At 73.8% G+C, this 15759-nt stretch carries 15 protein-coding genes and 1 pseudogene; 4 read left to right on the top strand and 12 right to left on the bottom strand.

The genetic code is table 11. The annotated features are described in order from the left end of the window. Nucleotides 1–60 precede the first annotated feature (60 nt). A complete protein-coding gene (locus LC193_RS15915; RefSeq protein WP_226074909.1) occupies nt 61–1344 on the bottom strand; it encodes an adenylosuccinate synthase in 1284 nt (427 codons plus the stop codon). 131 nt (nt 1345–1475) lie between these two features. On the opposite strand from LC193_RS15915, the gene LC193_RS15910 reads away from it, so the two are divergent. The 3 genes from LC193_RS15910 to LC193_RS15900 all read left to right on the top strand — a co-directional run bounded on the left by LC193_RS15910 (nt 1476) and on the right by LC193_RS15900 (nt 4260). After that, the gene (locus LC193_RS15910; protein WP_226074907.1) at nt 1476–2243 is read left to right on the top strand and encodes a diacylglycerol kinase family protein; all 768 of its coding nucleotides are present in this window, start codon (nt 1476–1478) and stop codon (nt 2241–2243) included. Between the two features lie 339 nt (nt 2244–2582). Beyond that, nucleotides 2583–3125 carry a hypothetical protein gene (locus tag LC193_RS15905; RefSeq protein ID WP_226074905.1) on the top strand — a complete coding sequence of 181 codons (543 nt, stop codon included), beginning with the start codon at nt 2583–2585 and terminating at the stop codon, nt 3123–3125. A gap of 10 nt (nt 3126–3135) precedes the next feature. Further along, a complete protein-coding gene (locus tag LC193_RS15900; RefSeq protein WP_226074903.1) occupies nt 3136–4260 on the top strand; it encodes a class F sortase in 1125 nt (374 codons plus the stop codon). A gap of 80 nt (nt 4261–4340) precedes the next feature. On the opposite strand, the gene LC193_RS15895 is transcribed toward LC193_RS15900, so the two are convergent. From LC193_RS15895 to clpB, 10 genes and pseudogenes are all read right to left on the bottom strand, one after another. Next, nucleotides 4341–4754: a DUF3151 domain-containing protein gene (locus tag LC193_RS15895; protein WP_226074902.1), complete on the bottom strand. Its 414-nt coding sequence runs from the start codon at nt 4752–4754 to the stop codon at nt 4341–4343. 56 nt (nt 4755–4810) lie between these two features. Further along, entirely contained in the window at nt 4811–5833 is a 1023-nt protein-coding gene (gene fbaA / locus LC193_RS15890) for a class II fructose-bisphosphate aldolase (RefSeq protein ID WP_086159412.1), read from the bottom strand. A gap of 200 nt (nt 5834–6033) precedes the next feature. Next, nucleotides 6034–6579: an orotate phosphoribosyltransferase gene (gene pyrE, locus LC193_RS15885; RefSeq protein ID WP_226074901.1), complete on the bottom strand. Its 546-nt coding sequence runs from the start codon at nt 6577–6579 to the stop codon at nt 6034–6036. Nucleotides 6580–6583: 4 nt separating this feature from the next. Next, on the bottom strand, nt 6584–7399 hold the full coding sequence (locus LC193_RS15880; RefSeq protein WP_226074900.1) for an aldose epimerase family protein: 816 nt from the start codon (nt 7397–7399) through the stop codon (nt 6584–6586). Between the two features lie 84 nt (nt 7400–7483). Then, nucleotides 7484–8422, bottom strand: coding sequence for an SRPBCC domain-containing protein (locus LC193_RS15875; protein ID WP_226074899.1), 939 nt, complete (start codon nt 8420–8422; stop codon nt 7484–7486). A 150-nt stretch (nt 8423–8572) separates the two neighbouring features. Further along, nucleotides 8573–9313, bottom strand: a pseudogene (locus LC193_RS15870) (spermidine synthase); the annotation flags it as partial. After that, nucleotides 9310–9882 (bottom strand): DUF2617 family protein, encoded by a 573-nt coding sequence (locus tag LC193_RS15865; protein ID WP_226074898.1) that lies wholly within the window; start codon nt 9880–9882, stop codon nt 9310–9312. The gene LC193_RS15865 and the pseudogene LC193_RS15870, both read right to left, overlap by 4 nt. Nucleotides 9883–10237: 355 nt before the next feature. After that, nucleotides 10238–10570, bottom strand: a complete 333-nt coding sequence (locus LC193_RS15860) for an MTH1187 family thiamine-binding protein (RefSeq protein WP_226074897.1) — start codon at nt 10568–10570, stop codon at nt 10238–10240. Continuing rightward, complete coding sequence (locus tag LC193_RS15855; protein ID WP_226074896.1) at nt 10567–11217, bottom strand: YbjN domain-containing protein; 651 nt, start codon at nt 11215–11217, stop codon at nt 10567–10569. Before LC193_RS15855 ends, LC193_RS15860 begins: the two co-directional genes overlap by 4 nt. 145 nt (nt 11218–11362) lie before the next feature. Continuing rightward, nucleotides 11363–13984, bottom strand: a complete 2622-nt coding sequence (gene clpB, locus LC193_RS15850; RefSeq protein WP_226074894.1) for an ATP-dependent chaperone ClpB — start codon at nt 13982–13984, stop codon at nt 11363–11365. Between the two features lie 174 nt (nt 13985–14158). Here clpB and LC193_RS15845 point away from each other — a divergent pair, with 174 nt between their 5' ends. Continuing rightward, nucleotides 14159–14581, top strand: coding sequence for a hypothetical protein (locus LC193_RS15845; protein ID WP_226074892.1), 423 nt, complete (start codon nt 14159–14161; stop codon nt 14579–14581). 118 nt (nt 14582–14699) lie between these two features. Here LC193_RS15845 and LC193_RS15840 read toward each other — a convergent pair whose 3' ends face one another. Continuing rightward, on the bottom strand, nt 14700–15485 hold the full coding sequence (locus LC193_RS15840; protein WP_226074891.1) for a trypsin-like serine peptidase: 786 nt from the start codon (nt 15483–15485) through the stop codon (nt 14700–14702). Nucleotides 15486–15759: the final 274 nt, after the last annotated feature.

Below are 15759 nucleotides of genomic sequence, written 5' to 3'. Positions count from 1 at the left end.
CGCGGGTGCTCCCCGCGCGTCCGGCCCGTTGCCGCTGTGGCCGCCGTCGTGGGACGGCGCTCACACGAACGCGTTGATCTGGATGGTCTCCTCGCGGCCCGGGCCCACGCCGATCGCGGAGATCGGGGCGCCCGAGAGGTCCTGGAGCGCGAGCACGTAGGCCTGCGCGTTCTTCGGCAGCTCTTCGAAGGACCGCGCCTTGGAGATGTCCTCGGTCCAGCCCGGCAGGTATTCGTAGACCGGCTTCGCGTGGTGGAAGTCGCTCTGGTTGTAGGGCAGTTCCTCGACGCGTCGGCCGTCGATCTCGTAGGCGACGCACACGGGGATGCGGTCCCAGCCGGTGAGGACGTCGAGCTTGGTGAGGAAGAAGTCGGTGAGCCCGTTGACCCGGGTCGCGTACCGCGCGATCACCGCGTCGAACCAGCCGCAGCGCCGGTTGCGCCCGGTGGTCACGCCGAACTCGCCACCGATCCGCCGCAGCGCCTCGCCGTCCTCGTCCTCCAGTTCGGTCGGGAACGGGCCCGCGCCGACGCGCGTCGTGTACGCCTTCAGAATGCCGATGACCCGGCTGATGCGCGTCGGTCCGACGCCGGAGCCGGTGCAGGCGCCGCCCGCGGTCGGGTTGGACGAGGTGACGAACGGATACGTGCCGTGGTCCACGTCGAGAAGCGTGCCCTGCCCGCCCTCGAACAGCACGACCTTCCCCTCGTCCACGGCGCGGTTCAGCAGGAGCACGGTGTCGCACACGAAGTCGCGCAGCTGGTCCGCGTAGCCGAGCAGCTCCTCGACGACCTGCTCGGTGACGATGGCACGGCGGTTGTAGAGCTTGGCGAGCACCTGGTTCTTGTGGTCGAGCGCGGCCTCGACCTTCTGCCGCAGGATCGATTCGTCGAACAGGTCCTGCACGCGGATGCCCTGCCGGTTGATCTTGTCGGCGTAGGCCGGGCCGATGCCGCGCCCCGTGGTGCCGATCTTGCGCTTGCCCAGGAAGCGTTCCGAGACCCGGTCGAGCGTCTGGTGGTAGGACGTGATCAGGTGGGCGTTGCCGCTGATCAGCAGCCGTGAGGTGTCGACGCCGCGCGCCGCGAGACCGCTCAGCTCGGAGAGCAGCACCTTGGGGTCCACGACGACACCGTTGCCGATCACCGGGGTGCAGCCGGGGGTCAGGATGCCGGACGGCAACAGGTGCAACGCGTACTTCTCGCCGTCCACGATGACCGTGTGGCCGGCGTTGTTGCCACCCTGGTAGCGCACGACGTAGTCCACCGAGCCGCCCAGCAGATCGGTGGCCTTTCCCTTGCCTTCGTCACCCCACTGAGCGCCGAGCAGCACGAGTGCGGGCACAGGCGTACACCCCTTTCGAGCGGGGCATCTACGCAAGGGCTGCCCCGGATCGACGAAACCCCTGGCGCAATCGCGACAGGGGCTCTTGCACAGAGAGCTTACGGGAGACGCAGCCGGGAGGCGAACAGTCAGTGCTCATCGTCATCGACCCGACGGCCCGGCGGACGGATGGGGAAGCGGTACGGATCGCGCGGGACGTGCTGTGCGCGGCGCCTGGCGAGGCCACGGTCTGCGTGCTCGAAGAGCCGCAGGCCCTGACGCGGGTGCTCAGCCGCCGCCGGGGCAGGCGGCTGGTCATCGTGGGTGACGACGGAGCGTTGCTGCGGACCGTGCGGCTGCTGCACCACAACGGCGAACTGGTCACGAGCCGGCTGGCCATGGTGCCGGTCGGCCCCGGCCCGACGGTGGCGGTGGCGCGCGCGCTCGGGGTGCCGACCGACGCGGTCGCCGCGTCGCGGGCGGTGCTGAGCGGCACCGACCGGCGGCTCGACGTGCTGACGGACGACGCCGGGGGCGTGGTGCTCGGCCCGTTGGGCATCCCGGCGCCGCGGGCCCGTTCCGCCGGGGCGACGGCGCTGTGGTGGCGCACGGTGCACCGGCCGCGGCAGCGGCTGCGGGTGGAGGCCGACGGCCGCGTGCTCGTGGACGTGGACCGGCCGGTGGCCGGGGTGTCGGTGCGGGCGGCGGACGGCCTGGCCGAGGTGGTGGTGCGGCCGAGCCAGGCGGGGGCCGACCTGTCGGCGCGCGCGGTGTCGGTGACGGTGTCGGGACCCGGGTTCAGCTACCGCGCGGACGCCGTGGACCAGGGCCCGACGCGGGCCCGCACGTGGACGGTGCTGCCCGGCGCGCTGCGGCTGACGGTCCCGGCCCAGGGAGCGGGCCGGCCCCGGGGCCGCTGACCGGCGCGGGGCGGCCGGTGGCGGGTCGGCCGGTGGCGGGTCGGCCGGTGGCGGGTCGGCCGAGACCTTCCGGGCCGCGCACGGCGTACGGACGCGCCGCCGGGGGCGGCCCCCCGTGAACGACGGGGCGCGGTCCCCGCCCGAGCACCCGTCAGATGCCGGGCGGCGCTCCGGCCATGGCCGCGGGAGGGCCGGACGGGGCGCGCCCGCCGCCCGCGCGGAGCAACGGGGCACCCGCGGGGACGCCCTCCGGATGCGACACCGGTCACACACTGTTCGCATGAGTGACAACCCGTCACGCCACCTCGCGTGCGGCAGCCGACCGGAGGTCACTCACCCATGAAGTCCCTGCACCGCATCGCCGGCCGCGTCAGCGCGACAGCGGCCCTGACCCTGCTGCCCCTCGGAGTCGTGGCGGCGCCCGCCGCCGCCCATGACGACGCGAGACCCGCCTGGGACCACGCCGCCCCGTTGACCATCTCGCCCAGCTCGGGCGGCCGCGGCACCCCGGTCACCGTGAAGGCGCACTGCCACCCGAGCGGCCCCGCCACCTCGGAGGCGTTCCAGCAGAACATCACGCTGCGCAAGGCGCACGACAAGAAGTGGATCGGCACCGGCCACATCAAGCGCAGCGGCCTCCAGGTCGGCCGGAGCTACGCCGTCACCGTCCGCTGCACCGATGGCGTGACGCTCAGCACGACGTTCACCTTCACCGCCGGCACGCCCTCGGGCGGCGCCTCGGCCGGCTTCGGCGGTTCCGGCGCGTCCGGGAGCGGGAACACCCAGGCCACCGCGCTCGCGGTGGGCGGCGGCCTGACCGTCGCGGGCGCCGCCGGGTACGTGTTCCTCGCGCGCCGCCGCCGTGCCGGCGGGCACTACTGAGGGCCGCCGGGTGCCTCGCGTCCCTCGCGCTCCCCGCGTACCGCGCACGTCCCGTGTCCGCCGCACCCCGCGGGCCGGGCATCCCGGCACCGCCGCGACGCCCGCCGCCCGCGCCGTCGCGCGGGCCGTCTCCGCCGTGCGGCGCGGCGCGCCGCGCCTGGCCACGGCCGGGCGGCGGCTGGCCGGGCGGGCCGGCACGGCCGCCAGGGCGGCCAGGGCGGCCGGCGCCGTCACCACCGTCAGGTCCGCCGTCACCGGCGCGCGCCGCCGCGCCGCACGGGCGGCGGCGCCCGCAACGGCCGCGCGCCCGGCGGCCAGGACCCGGCAGCAGCGGCTGTCCGTCCGCAGCCGCCGGTTCGAGGTGGCCGCCGCGGTCGCCGCGATCACCGTGGGCGTGCTCGCCGGGGTGCTCGCGCCCGGTTCGGACGACGGCGTCCGCGAGGCACGCGCGTCGAGCAGTATCGCCGAGGGCGTCTCACGGCCGGGCGCGGTCGACGCGCCGGCCGCCGCCCCTGACGCGGGATCGACCGCGGGCCTGGACGCGTCCATATCGGGACAGCCGTCGGACGTCGTGGCACCACCGCTCGACCGGGCCGATCCGACCCGGGTCCGCATCCCCCAACTGGGCACCGACGTCGAGGTCTTCGGCGCCGACCTGGCCCCCGACGGCGCGCCGCCCTCGCCCTCCGAGGAGGACGCCATGCGCGCCGCCTGGTACGCGGGCGGGGTCTCGCCCGGTGAACGCGGTGCCGCCCTCCTCGTCGGGCACCTCGACACCTACGACGGGCCCGCCGCGTTCGCCGGTCTCGGGTCGTTGCGGCCCGGTGAGAACATCGAAGTCGACCGCGCCGACGGCCGCACGGCCGTGTTCACCGTGGACTCCGTCGAGCAGTACCCGAAGTCCGACTTCCCGGACGAACGCGTCTACGGCGCCGTCGAGAGCCCCCAGCTGCGGCTCATCACCTGCGGCGGCCGGTGGACGCAGGACGGCGGCTACGACTCCAACATCGTGGCCTACGCCCGGCTCACCAGCACCACGGAAGGCGACGCCGGCGCGGGCCAGCCGCCGCCCGCCGCCGAGCCGGTGCCCGCACCCGGGCCGGTGCCCGTGCCCGCACCCGAGCCGGGCCTGTGAGGCGCCAGGTCACCGCGTCCCCGCGGGCATGGGAAAGGCGCCCCGCCCGGAAACGGGGCGCCCGTGAGAGGAGACGTCCGTCAGGACAGCGTGTCGGCCGCCGTCGGGGAACTGTCACGGAGGAACTGCGTGCAGCGCTCGTACTCCTCCTGCTCGCCGATGGCCGCGGCCGCACGCGCCAGCGCGTGCAGCGCGCGCAGGAAGCCGCGGTTCGGTTCGTGCTCGAACGGAATGGGGCCCTGCCCCCGCCAGCCGCTGCGCCGCAACGCGTCCAGGCCACGGTGGTAGCCGGTGCGGGCAAAGGCGTACGAGTCGATGCTGCGGCCCTCGGCGAACGCGTCGTCCGCCAGCTGCGCCCAGACCAGCGAGGAGGCGGGGTACTTGGCCGCCACCTCGGCGGGGGCCGTGCCGGCCGCGAGCAGCTCGCGTGGCTCGGGGTCGTCGGGCAGGTGCGTCGGGGGCGGGCCCCCGAGCAGGTTCTCGTGAATGGCCATGTCGTCCAGTCTGCCGGGTCCGCCGGGGAAGGCCCAGTCGCCTCCGGGCGGACGCGTTACTTGAGGCGCGTACCCGCGGAACGCAGGTCGCCGCACGCCTGGGTGACCCGCTCGGCCATGCCGGCCTCGGCGAGCTTGCCCCAGCTGCGCGGGTCGTACGTCTTCTTGTTGCCGACCTCGCCGTCCACCTTCAGCACACCGTCGTAGTTGCGGAAGGCGTGGTCGACGATCGGCCGGGTGAACGCGTACTGCGTGTCGGTGTCCAGGTTCATCTTCACCACGCCGTTGCCCAGCGCGGTGGTGATCTCCTCGCGCGTCGAGCCGGAACCGCCGTGGAAGACGAAGTCGAACGGGTTCTGCTTGCCGTAGCGGGCGGCCACGCCCTCCTGGAGGTCCTTCAGCAGCTCGGGGCGGAGCACCACGTTCCCCGGCTTGTACACGCCGTGCACGTTGCCGAACGAGGCCGCGAGCAGGTACCGGCCGCGCTCGCCGAGGCCCAGGGCCTCCGCGGTGCGCAGGGCGTCGTCGACGGTCGTGTACAGCTCGTCGTTGATCTCGTGGCTGACCCCGTCCTCCTCGCCGCCGGTCGGGGTGATCTCGACCTCCAGCACGATCTTGGCGGCGGCGGCCCTGGCCAGCAGCTCCTCCGCGATCTCCAGGTTGTCGCGCAGGGTCTCCGCCGAGCCGTCCCACATGTGGGACTGGAACAGCGGGTTCTCGCCACGGGCCACGCGCTCCTCGGAGATCGCGAGCAGCGGGCGCACGTAGCCGTCCAGCTTGTCCTTGGGACAGTGGTCGGTGTGCAGGGCGACGTTGACCGGGTACTTCTTCGCGACCACGTGCGCGAACTCGGCCAGCGCCGTGGCCCCGGAGACCATGTCCTTCTGGTACTGGCCGCCCAGGAACTCGGCGCCGCCGGTGGAGATCTGGACGATGCCGTCGCTCTCCGCCTCGGCGAAGCCGCGCAGCGCGGCGTGCAGGGTCTGCGTCGAGGTGACGTTGATGGCCGGGTAGGCGAACTGGCCTGCCTTCGCCCGGTCCAGCATCTCGTTGTAGACCTCAGGGGTCGCGATGGGCATGTCCGCTCCTTGAGTGCGTGCGGTGTGCGTGGCGTTCGACTGCCCGAATATCCTCCCAGACGGCCGTCCCGGCCGGGACAGCGCGCGACAGTTTCACGTGAAACCCTTACGCAGCGTGATCGACGCAGGCCGCGGCCGGTGACCTCGGGCCCGCCGCCCGGACGCGTCGCCGGGCGGGCGGGCCCGTCGGAACCCTCAGTTCACTCCGACATGCCCAGGTCGTCGAGCGTGAAGGCCGCGCGGTAGGCGAGCCCCGCCGCCTCGACGGCCGCGGCGGCGCCGCGATCGACGATCACCGCGACGGCCACGACCTCGGCCCCGGCCTCGCGCAGCGCTTCCACGGCCGTGAGCACGGAACCGCCCGTGGTGGAGGCGTCCTCCACCGCGAGCACCCGGCGCCCGGCCACGTCGGGGCCCTCGATCCTGCGCTGCAACCCGTGCGCCTTGCCCGCCTTGCGCACCACGAACGCGTCGAGCCGGCCGCCGGCCGCCGCCGACGCGTGCAGCATCGCGGTCGCCACCGGGTCGGCGCCCAGCGTCAGGCCGCCGACCGCGTCGTACTCCAGGTCCGCGGTCAGCTCCAGCATCGTCCGGCCGACCAGCGGCGCGGCCTCGCCGTCGAGGGCGACCCGCCGCAGATCGACGTACCAGTCGGCCTCCCGGCCGGAGGACAGCACCACGCGGCCGTGGACGACGGCCTTGTCCTTGATCTGCTTCAGCAGCTCGTCACGCACGCTCATGGCCATGACCCTACGACAGGGTGCGCCACGACCACGTCGTGGAGATCTCCAGCGGCTCCAGCGGGGTGACCAGGCGCGGGTGGGTGTTGAGGCCGTTGGGCGGCCCGGACTGGGGCTCGACGCACACCGCCTCCGGCTGCTCGTCGTAGATCACCGCCCACGGGCTGCGGCTGCGCACCGAGAGTTCCAGGCGGCCAGGCCAGGTCAGGGTGACATCGACGCCGTCCGGCATCCCGAAGCAGTCGTCCCAGGGCCCCGCCTTGGGCTCGACGCGGTGGCCGGTCGGCAGGTGGTCATCGCCCCGCTCCTCCTGCCACTCGGCCGAGAAGTCGATCTCCACGCCGGGACCGCCGGGGCTCAGGCTGCGCAGGAACCACGGATGCCAGCCGGCCTGCGCGGGGAACGAGTCGCCTGCCGTCTCGACCCCGAGCGTGAGCGTCACCCCGCTGCCGTCCTCGGCCAGTTCCACCAACTGGGAGACCCGCCCCGCGTAGGGCCAGGGCTCCTCAAGCACGCAGTCCAGCGCCGCCGATGTCGCGTCCGCGCGGAGGGTGCGCCACGGGCGGCGGCGCACGGTGCCGTGGATGGCGTGCTGCCCGGCGTCCACCGGAAGCTGATGCGCGCGGGCCCCGTTCAGGAACCGGCCCTCCCTGGTGCGTCCGCACCAGGGCGCCATGACGAAGGAGCCGAACCGCTCGCCCTGGCGCAGCAGTTCGGTGCCGCCGATCCGTAGCGAGGAGATGCGTCCGCCCTGGTCGGGGCGCAGCGTCAACTCGGCATCGGCGGCGCGGAGTCGTACTCCGCGATCGGAGTCGTGGGTGGTCACCCCATGACGATAACGATTCGATGTACGTAAATCATAATGTTGCCCGGATCGCACGCCCCGGCGTGGCCGCCCACGGGCGGCACGTCACCTGCGGCGCCGCAGTGCCCGGGTCAGCACCACCGCGGTCGCCACGGCCAGCGCGGCGGCAGGGGCCGCCCAGCGCAGCGCGGCGGCGGCGCCCGTTTCGCCGTCGGGCGACGGCTCGGGGGCGTACCGGCCGCGCGGCGGGGCGTGATCCACCTCTTCCGCGCTGCGGCCGATCATGGTGCGCCGGGCGAAGTCGGCCTCCGGTTCTGGCAGCACGGCGTCCTCCTCCTCGTCGTCGTAGGGGGCACCGAGACCGTGGCCGAGGTCCAGCTCGCCGCCGAGTCCCGCGCGCTCGTCGAGCTCCCCGCCCGAGGTGAAGTCGATGTCGGGTTCCGGGACGTCGGCGCGGCGCGCGGCGCTCTCCGCGCCCGGCACCGGCCGGCTCCCCGGCTCGGGTTCCGGCTCGGGCGCCGCGGGAATGCCGGGGATCACCCGCTCGTTGTCGTCCGGCTCCCCGATGCCGCCGACCGCCGGTGCCGCCTCGTCAGGGCCCGTCTCCTCCGCGTCCGCCAGTTCCTCGGCCAGCGCTTCGGCGAAACGATCCAGCAGCCGCCGGCCCGCCGCCTCCCGCTGGGCCGCGTCGAAGGTGCCGATGCGGCCCTCGCCCCGGACGGTGCCCTGGAACGCGACGGTCGTGCCGCCGCCCTCGTCCTCGCGCGCCACCGCGCCGAGGACGAGCGAGATCTCGCCGTCGCCCCTGGCCTCGGTGCCCCGCGCCTCCACGGTGAGCCGGCCGTCGTCGACCGCGAACGTCATCGAGCCGCGGTAGGTGATGCTCGACGAGCCGATGCGCACCCGCAGCCGCCCGGCCGGCGCGGCCGGGTCCGTCTCCGGGTCGGGGTGGAGCCCGGGAACGCACCGGGCCATCCGTTCCGGCGCGGCGAAGACCCTCCGCACGGCGTCGACGGGATAGGGCAGGAAGACCTCGTGCTCCATGGCGCGGAGCCTACCCACTGGTCCGCGCATAAGGCACCGGTCACGCCATATGCCCCTGCCGCGCCGCGCGACCGGCCGCGCTCACGGAGTGCCGGGGCCGCCGCCCGGAAGTCCGGCCGCGGCGGCGGGCTGCTCGCGCAGCCGCTCGGCCGCGGCCCGTTCCAGCGGGTCGACCGCCGCCGAGCAGGCCACGAGCACGGCGATCACCGCCGCGTTGAGCAGCAGCAGCCGGCGCCGCATCCGCCGCGTGAGGTCGCCGCGGAACAGCCACAGCACCATGAATCCGCCGGCCAGCGCGTTGACCACGCCCGTGCACAGCGCCGCGCTCAGCTGTCCGAGCAGCGGCAGCAGCAGGAACGGGAACGCCAGGCCGCCGAGCAGCGCGCCCACGTAGTCGGCCGCGGACAGGTCCGCGACCGCGCGTCCCGCGTCCTGCTGCCTGATGCGCTGGATCAGCGTCATCAGCAGCGGCATCTCGGCACCGATGAGGACGCCGATGCCGAGCGAGAAGGCGACGAGCATCGGTCTCGCCTCGCCGAACAGCACGACCGCCAGGTACAGGACGGTCGCGGAACAGCCGCCGACGAGCGCGAGGATCGATTCGACGAGCCCGAAGTTGACCGCGGCGCTGGCCCGCAGCCGTTTGGCGCCGAGCGAGCCGATGCCCATCGCGAACACCATCAGGGACAGCACGATCGAGGTGTGGGTGACGGTGTCGCCCACCAGGTAGTCGGCGATCGCGATGAGTTCGAGCTCGTAGACCAGACCGCACGCGGCGCACACGAAGACCGCGGCGAGGACCATGACGCGCCCGACGCCCGCCGAAACGGGGAGAACGGCGGTCACTGCGCGCGGCGCAGTCGCACGCTCGGCTTCGGACGTCTCGATCATGAACCGAACGTTACGTCACACTTCGGGTTGGCCTTGTCACCCACAGGAGTGGATTCGAGCTGTTCCGTCGTGCCGCTCACCCGGGTTCTCGTCGCCACCAGGCAGTGCTCCTGGGGGTACGCGTGCCAGGTCCGCCAGTGGAACTGCCCCGCCCTGCGCTGCACGAGCAGCGCGGTGAACGCGTTCGGATCGCCGGGGAACAGCCCCGCGAGGCCGTACGGGTGCTCGGCGACCAGGGCGAGCAACTCCTGGGCCCGGCCGGCGAACGAGCCCGTGCTCATGGTCTCGACCCTGGCGGCGAACTCGTATTCGAAGTTGCCCAGGCGTCTGGACACGCCGAGGGGCAGCGGGGTGTTGCTCCCCGGCATGCAGGCCACGGTCTCGGAACAGGTGCCGTCCCGGCAGTCGAGCAGCACCTGGTGCGAGGCGCCGAGCACGCGCAACTGAATGTGGGCGCCGGCGAGTTCGAGGTCGAGGGTGGCGAGTGACGGCAGCGGCTCGCGGCCGAGTGCCCAGGCCAGGTCACCCGCCCGGGTGTCGGTGAAAGCGGTCTGGATCGTGGTGAGCATGGGTCGGCTCCCGCATGCGCGCAGTTGAGGGCGGCGCGGACCGACCCTCCGGAGACAACGGGACCACCGAATCACGTAACACGCCGCGGCCACAGCGTTTTTACCCAACTTCGCCAGGTTTCCATCCCGTCGGGGTCAGGGTGGGTCAGGTGTTCACCCCTCAACAGCACGCCTTGCGAACACACATGCCGCACCGGTGCCCGAAGTGCCCCCGAAACGCCCGTAGTTGGTACACACCACTGACGCGGCCGGGGGCCGGGCCACGGCGCGCCCGACGGGCCCGGGACGCACCGGGCCGGACGCGCGGCCGGGACGCGCCGTGCGCGGCCCGGCCCACCGCACCGCCGCCCGCTCCCTAAGCCGTTTCCCGACCGTCGCCGGGCCGCGCGGCGTCAGGCCCGGCGAGCAGGCGTTCGACCCGTTCGACCTTGCCGGTGAGTCCGTCGGTGACGCCGGGCCGCACGTCCGCCTTGAGCACCAGGCTGACGCGGCCCGCGCGGGTCTGGACGGCCTCGACGGCACGTTTCACGACGTCCATCACCTCGTCCCACTCGCCCTCGACGCTGGTGAACATCGCGTCGGTCCGGTTGGGCAGGCCGCTCTCCCTGACCACGCGCACGGCCTCGGCGACCTCGGCGCCGACGTTCTCACCCGCGCCGACGGGCGTCACGGAGAACGCGACGATCACGATCCGGTCCCGTCCTCGCGCCCCTCGCGGGCGCCGTCCGCGCCGCCGGAGCCGGCGCCCGCCTCGGCGGCGTCCGCGGCCTCCCCGGCCCCGGATCCGGCCGCACCCTCGGCCGCCGCCCCCTCGGGCGCCTCCTCGTCGTCCTTGGCGAGACCGAACCGGTCCACGAGCCACTTGTCGAACTCGCCCGCCGCCCGCACCCAGCTGACGACGCTGGCCACGAAGTGGTCGAAGCCCACGCCCGCGCCCAGCAGCAGCTGGAAGTCGCCCACGAGCCGCACCGTGCCGTCGTCGCTGGTGTGGGTGTAGACCTTCGGCCACAGCGTCGAGTGGTTCCACTCGTCGGCGGCCTGGAGCAGGCGCGGCTTGTCGTCCACCGTGTACGCCCGGTCGTAGAACGTGCGCACGGTGAGTATCCGCTGCCGCTCCTCGCCGCGGAACATGAAATAGACGCGGTAGTGCTTCCACGGCGCGAGCACGTCACCGGACTTGTCGACGGTGTGCTTCAGCTTCATCCGGTCCAGCAGCTGCTTGACCAGCTCCTGGTTCGGCATGATCGGACCGGCGGGCTTGTTCGCCTGCTGCGGCTGGCCCTGCTTGCCCGGCTGACCCCCGAAGTTCGGGATGGCGGACGGATCGACAGACACGGGTGGGTCCCTTCGTGGATGCGAGAAGCCCTTCCATCCTCTCCCATGCCCGCCGGGGTCTGGCAACCGCGACGACGCCGGGGAACGGCCGGCCCGCGGTCCCCCGCCCCCCCGGCCGGGCAGCCGGGAGGCGGGGGACCGCCCGTCACGCGCCGGGCTCCGCGGCCGTCTCCGCCGGCGTCTCCGCGGTCGTTATGGTCAGCCCGCCGTCGAGGGCCGCGTCCACCCGCACGGTGTCGCCGTCCCTGACCTCGCCGCCCAGGATCTTGCGGGCCAACGGGTCCCCGATGGCCGTCTGCACCAGCCGCCGCAGGGGCCTGGCGCCGTACGCCGGGTCGTTCCCCTCGTCGGCCAGCCAGCCGAGCGCCAGCTCGGTGACGTCGAGCGTGAGCCTGCGGTCGGCCAGCCGCCGCTGGAGCGCGTCGGTCTGGAGCCGCGCGATGCGGCTCAGCTCGGGGCCGGTGAGCGCGGAGAAGATCACCAGGTCGTCCAGCCGGTTCAGGAACTCGGGCCGGAACGCGGACCGCACCGCCGCCAGCACCTCCTCGCGCTGCTGCTCCGGCTTGGCCAGCGGGTCGATCAGGTGCTGGCTGCCGAGGTTGGAGGTGAGGATGAGGATGGTGTTCCTGAAGTCGACGGTGCGCCCCTGCCCGTCGGTCAGCCGCCCGTCGTCGAGCACCTGGAGCAGGATGTCGAAGACCTCGTGGTGCGCCTTCTCCACCTCGTCGAGCAGCACCACCGTGTACGGGCGGCGCCGGACGGCCTCGGTGAGCTGGCCGCCCTCCTCGTAGCCGACGTAGCCGGGGGGCGCCCCGACGAGCCTGGCCACCGAGTGCTTCTCGCTGTACTCGCTCATGTCGATGCGGACCATGGCCCGCTCGTCGTCGAAGAGGAAGTCGGCCAGCGCCTTGGCCAGCTCCGTCTTGCCCACGCCGGTCGGCCCGAGGAAGAGGAACGAGCCGGTGGGCCGATCGGGGTCCGCGATGCCCGCGCGGCTGCGCCGCACCGCGTCCGAGACGGCCCGCACCGCCTCCTGCTGGCCGATGAGCCGGCGCCCCAGCTGCTCCTCCATGCGCAGCAGCTTCTCCGTCTCGCCCTCAAGCAGCCGCCCGGCCGGGATGCCGGTCCACGAGGACACCACGTCCGCGATGTCGTCGGGGCCGACCTCCTCCTTGACCATGGTGTCCCGCTTGGCCTCCGCCTCGGCCTCCGAGGCGGCGGCCAGCTCGCGTTCGAGCGCGGGGATCTCCGCGTACAGCAGCCGGGACGCGGCCTCGAAGTCGCCGTCCCGCTGCGCGCGCTCGGCCAGGCCCCTGGACTCGTCCAGGCGCTCCTTCAGCTCGCCGAGCCGGTTCAGGCCCTGCTTCTCCTTCTCCCAGCGTGCGGTGAGCCCGCGCAGCTCCTCCTCGCGGTCGGCCAGCTCGCGGCGCAGCCTGGCCAGCCGTTCCCGCGAGGAGACGTCCGACTCGTTGGCCAGGGCCAGCTCCTCCATCTTCAGGCGGTCGACGGAACGCTGGAGCTCGTCGATCTCCACGGGCGAGGAGTCGATCTCCATGCGCAGCCGGGAGGCGGCCTCGTCCACCAGGTCGATGGCCTTGTCCGGCAGGAACCTGGAGGTGATGTAGCGATCCGAGAGGGCCGCCGCCGCCACCAGCGCGGCGTCGGCGATCTGCACCTTGTGGTGCGCCTCGTACCGGCCCTTCAGGCCGCGCAGGATGGCGATGGAGTCCTCCACGCCCGGCTCCGCGACCAGCACCTGCTGGAAACGGCGCTCCAGCGCGGCGTCCTTCTCAATGCGCTCGCGGTACTCGTCGAGCGTGGTCGCGCCGACCATGCGCAGCTCGCCGCGGGCCAGCATGGGCTTGAGCATGTTGCCGGCGTCCATCGCGGAGTCGCCGCCCGCGCCCGCGCCGACCACGGTGTGCAGCTCGTCGATGAACGTGATGATCTGGCCGTCGCTGTCCTTGATCTCCCCGAGCACCGTCTTGAGCCGCTCCTCGAACTCGCCGCGGTACTTCGCGCCCGCGACCATCGCGCCGAGGTCGAGGGAGACCAGCCGCTTGTTCTTCAGGGACTCGGGCACATCGCCCTTGACGATGCGCTGCGCCAGGCCCTCGACGACGGCGGTCTTGCCGACGCCGGGCTCGCCGATGAGCACCGGGTTGTTCTTGGTGCGGCGCGAGAGCACCTGGACGACGCGGCGGATCTCGTGGTCGCGGCCGATGACCGGGTCGAGCCGGCCTTCGCGCGCGGCGGCCGTGAAGTCGGTGCCGAACCGTTCCAGCGCCTTGTAGGTGCCCTCGGGGTCCGCGGTGGTGATGCGCCGGCCGCCGCGGCCGGCCTCGAAGGCGTCGAGCAGCTTGCGGTCGGCCGCGCCCTGCGCGGCCAGCAGCTCCGCGGTCTGCCCGCCCTTGGCGGCCAGGGCGATCAGCAGATGCTCCGTGGACACGAACGAGTCGCCCAGCTCCTTGGCCCGCCGGGCCGCGTCGGCGATGACGGCCAGCAGCTCCCGGTTGGGCTGGGGCTTGGCCACGGAGGCGCCCTCGACGCTCGGCAGCCCGTTCAGCAGGCGCTCGGCGCCCGCGCGCAGGGCGGCCTGGTCGGCGTCGACGGCGACGAGCAGGTCCTGGATGTTCTCGTTGTCCTGGCCGGTCAGCAGGGCGAGCAGCAGATGGGCCGGGGTGATGTCCGGGTGCCCGCCGGTCAGCGCGCGGTCGTTGGCCGCGCTGATCGCGTCCCGGCTCCTGTTGGTCAGCTCCGCGTTCACTTCAGCCGTACTCCTCCGTGATCCCGAGTGCGTGGCGACTCCTGAGTCTGCCAGACGCAACATGCGATAAGTTGAGTCTATTCCACTCAAGCGAAAGACGGGACCCGGCCACGCCCCGTGTGCCGTTTCTTCGTGCGGCCGGACGCGGGCCGCGCGGACGGGCGACAATGCCCCATGACCTCTCTCGGCATGGTGGCACCCGTGTTCTTCGTCCTGGCTCTGGTCGGACTGGTCGCGCACGCGGTCCGGCGCCTGCGGGAAGGGGGCGGGCCGCGGCTGGCGAGCCCCCGGCCGTGGGCGCTGGTCTCCGTGCTGTCGCTGAGCACCGCCCTGCTGGTGTGGGGCTACGCGGAACTGACGTACGCGACCAGCTTCTTCCCCGAGGACGTCTGCCACGCGGCGATCGGCGAGCGGGTGCGCCCGGAGCACCACAGCGACCTGCCGCTCAGCACGGTGTGCGGGGGCGTGGAGATGGTGCCCGGCTGGGTCAACCCCGTCCTGTTCGGCCTCGCGGGGCTCTCCGCGGTGGCCGCGGCTGCCGTGCCCCTCTCGTTCCGCGCGCGCCGTGCTCCGGGGGCTCGCGCGCGCCTCGCGTGAGCCCGCGCGCACGGCCCGTGCGACCGGCGCCAACCGAACCCCAGCTGATGTCGAACGCGCCCGGCGCCCCGGGCCCGGCCGGTGCCGCGCCTGGCCGATGCCGCGGGCCGGGCCGCCGTCAGCCGCCGGACGCCGCCGCGAACAGCGCGCGCGCCGCCTCGGGGAACGGCCGGCCGACCACGTGGCCGTCCCCGCTGCCGACCGACATCACGGCCACCAGCGTGCCGGACTCGCTCGCCGGGTCGTACCCGGTCAGCCACGGCCCGCCGCTCGACCCCGCCGTCAGGTCGCAGCCGGACAGCAGCAGCCCGCCCACGTTCGGCGCCTCCGCCTCGTCCGCGCTCAGCACGTCCGTCTCGCCCGCGCAGTAGTGCAGCGTCTCCCCGTCGTACGGGGAGACCGCCGGGTAGCCGAGCACCGCGACCCGGCCGCCCTCGGGCACCGGCTCGAACGCGAGGCGGTTCGCGCCGCTCACCTCCTGAACGGTGCGCCCGTCCCGGCGCCCGAGCGTGAGGAACGCGTAGTCGTGCGGCAGGATCCGCGCCGTCTCCCTGGCCACGTCCCAGCCCGCGGGCGTGTGGAACCCCGTGACCGGCCAGCCGTCCTCGCGGTAGCTGTCGCGGCCGTGGTGGTAGCCGGGCACGAACCACACCTCGTCGGGGGGCTCCGGGCTGGTCGCGTTGCGCACGCAGTGCGCGGCGGTGGCGACCACGCTGCCGTTCGGTGCGTCCACCACCGCCCCCGAGCACAGACCGAGGCGCCCGCCCGCGGTCTCCCAGATCAGCTTGCCGACGGTGGCCACCGGCCCCTCGCGCCACGGCCGCGCCGCCGAGGCGGGCGGAGCGGCGAACGCCACCAGGGCCGCGGCGACCGTCAGTGCCGCGAGCGGACGCGTAAGTCTCATGCGCCCACCCTGTGTTCACGCACCGGACATGTCCAGCTACCGTCCGCCGATCGAGTGGGGGAACGCCACGGGTTGACGACCGCCGACGACGCGCGCGGGAGCGCGGACGAGGCGCGCGCCCGGGCGCACCCTGGCGCGCACGACGGCGAACGGGCGTTCCACGGCGCGTTCCACGGCGCGCCCGCCGCACGTCCCCCGCGCGTCCCCCGCGCAAAGCGACGGCAAAACCCCGGTGCGCCACCGGTATGGACCGGTGCCGCGCCGCAGGCGGCGC

Source organism: Streptomyces marincola, assembly GCF_020410765.1.
In the GTDB taxonomy this organism is placed as follows: domain Bacteria; phylum Actinomycetota; class Actinomycetes; order Streptomycetales; family Streptomycetaceae; genus Streptomyces; species Streptomyces marincola.
Note: the sequence above shows the minus strand (reverse complement) of the source record. Positions and strands in the feature narration are given on the sequence as shown.

Bases quoted from the DNA above. Each gene is read 5' to 3' on its own strand.
- LC193_RS15840 (WP_226074891.1), bottom strand. From the start codon at position 15,485: ATGAGACTTACGCGTCCGCTCGCGGCACTGACGGTCGCCGCGGCCCTG.
- LC193_RS15875 (WP_226074899.1), bottom strand. From the start codon at position 8,422: ATGGAGCACGAGGTCTTCCTGCCCTATCCCGTCGACGCCGTGCGGAGG.
- fbaA (WP_086159412.1), bottom strand. From the start codon at position 5,833: ATGCCCATCGCGACCCCTGAGGTCTACAACGAGATGCTGGACCGGGCG.
- LC193_RS15895 (WP_226074902.1), bottom strand. From the start codon at position 4,754: ATGGCCATTCACGAGAACCTGCTCGGGGGCCCGCCCCCGACGCACCTG.
- LC193_RS15845 (WP_226074892.1), top strand. From the start codon at position 14,159: ATGACCTCTCTCGGCATGGTGGCACCCGTGTTCTTCGTCCTGGCTCTG.
- LC193_RS15865 (WP_226074898.1), bottom strand. From the start codon at position 9,882: ATGCTCACCACGATCCAGACCGCTTTCACCGACACCCGGGCGGGTGAC.
- pyrE (WP_226074901.1), bottom strand. From the start codon at position 6,579: ATGGCCATGAGCGTGCGTGACGAGCTGCTGAAGCAGATCAAGGACAAG.
- LC193_RS15905 (WP_226074905.1), top strand. From the start codon at position 2,583: ATGAAGTCCCTGCACCGCATCGCCGGCCGCGTCAGCGCGACAGCGGCC.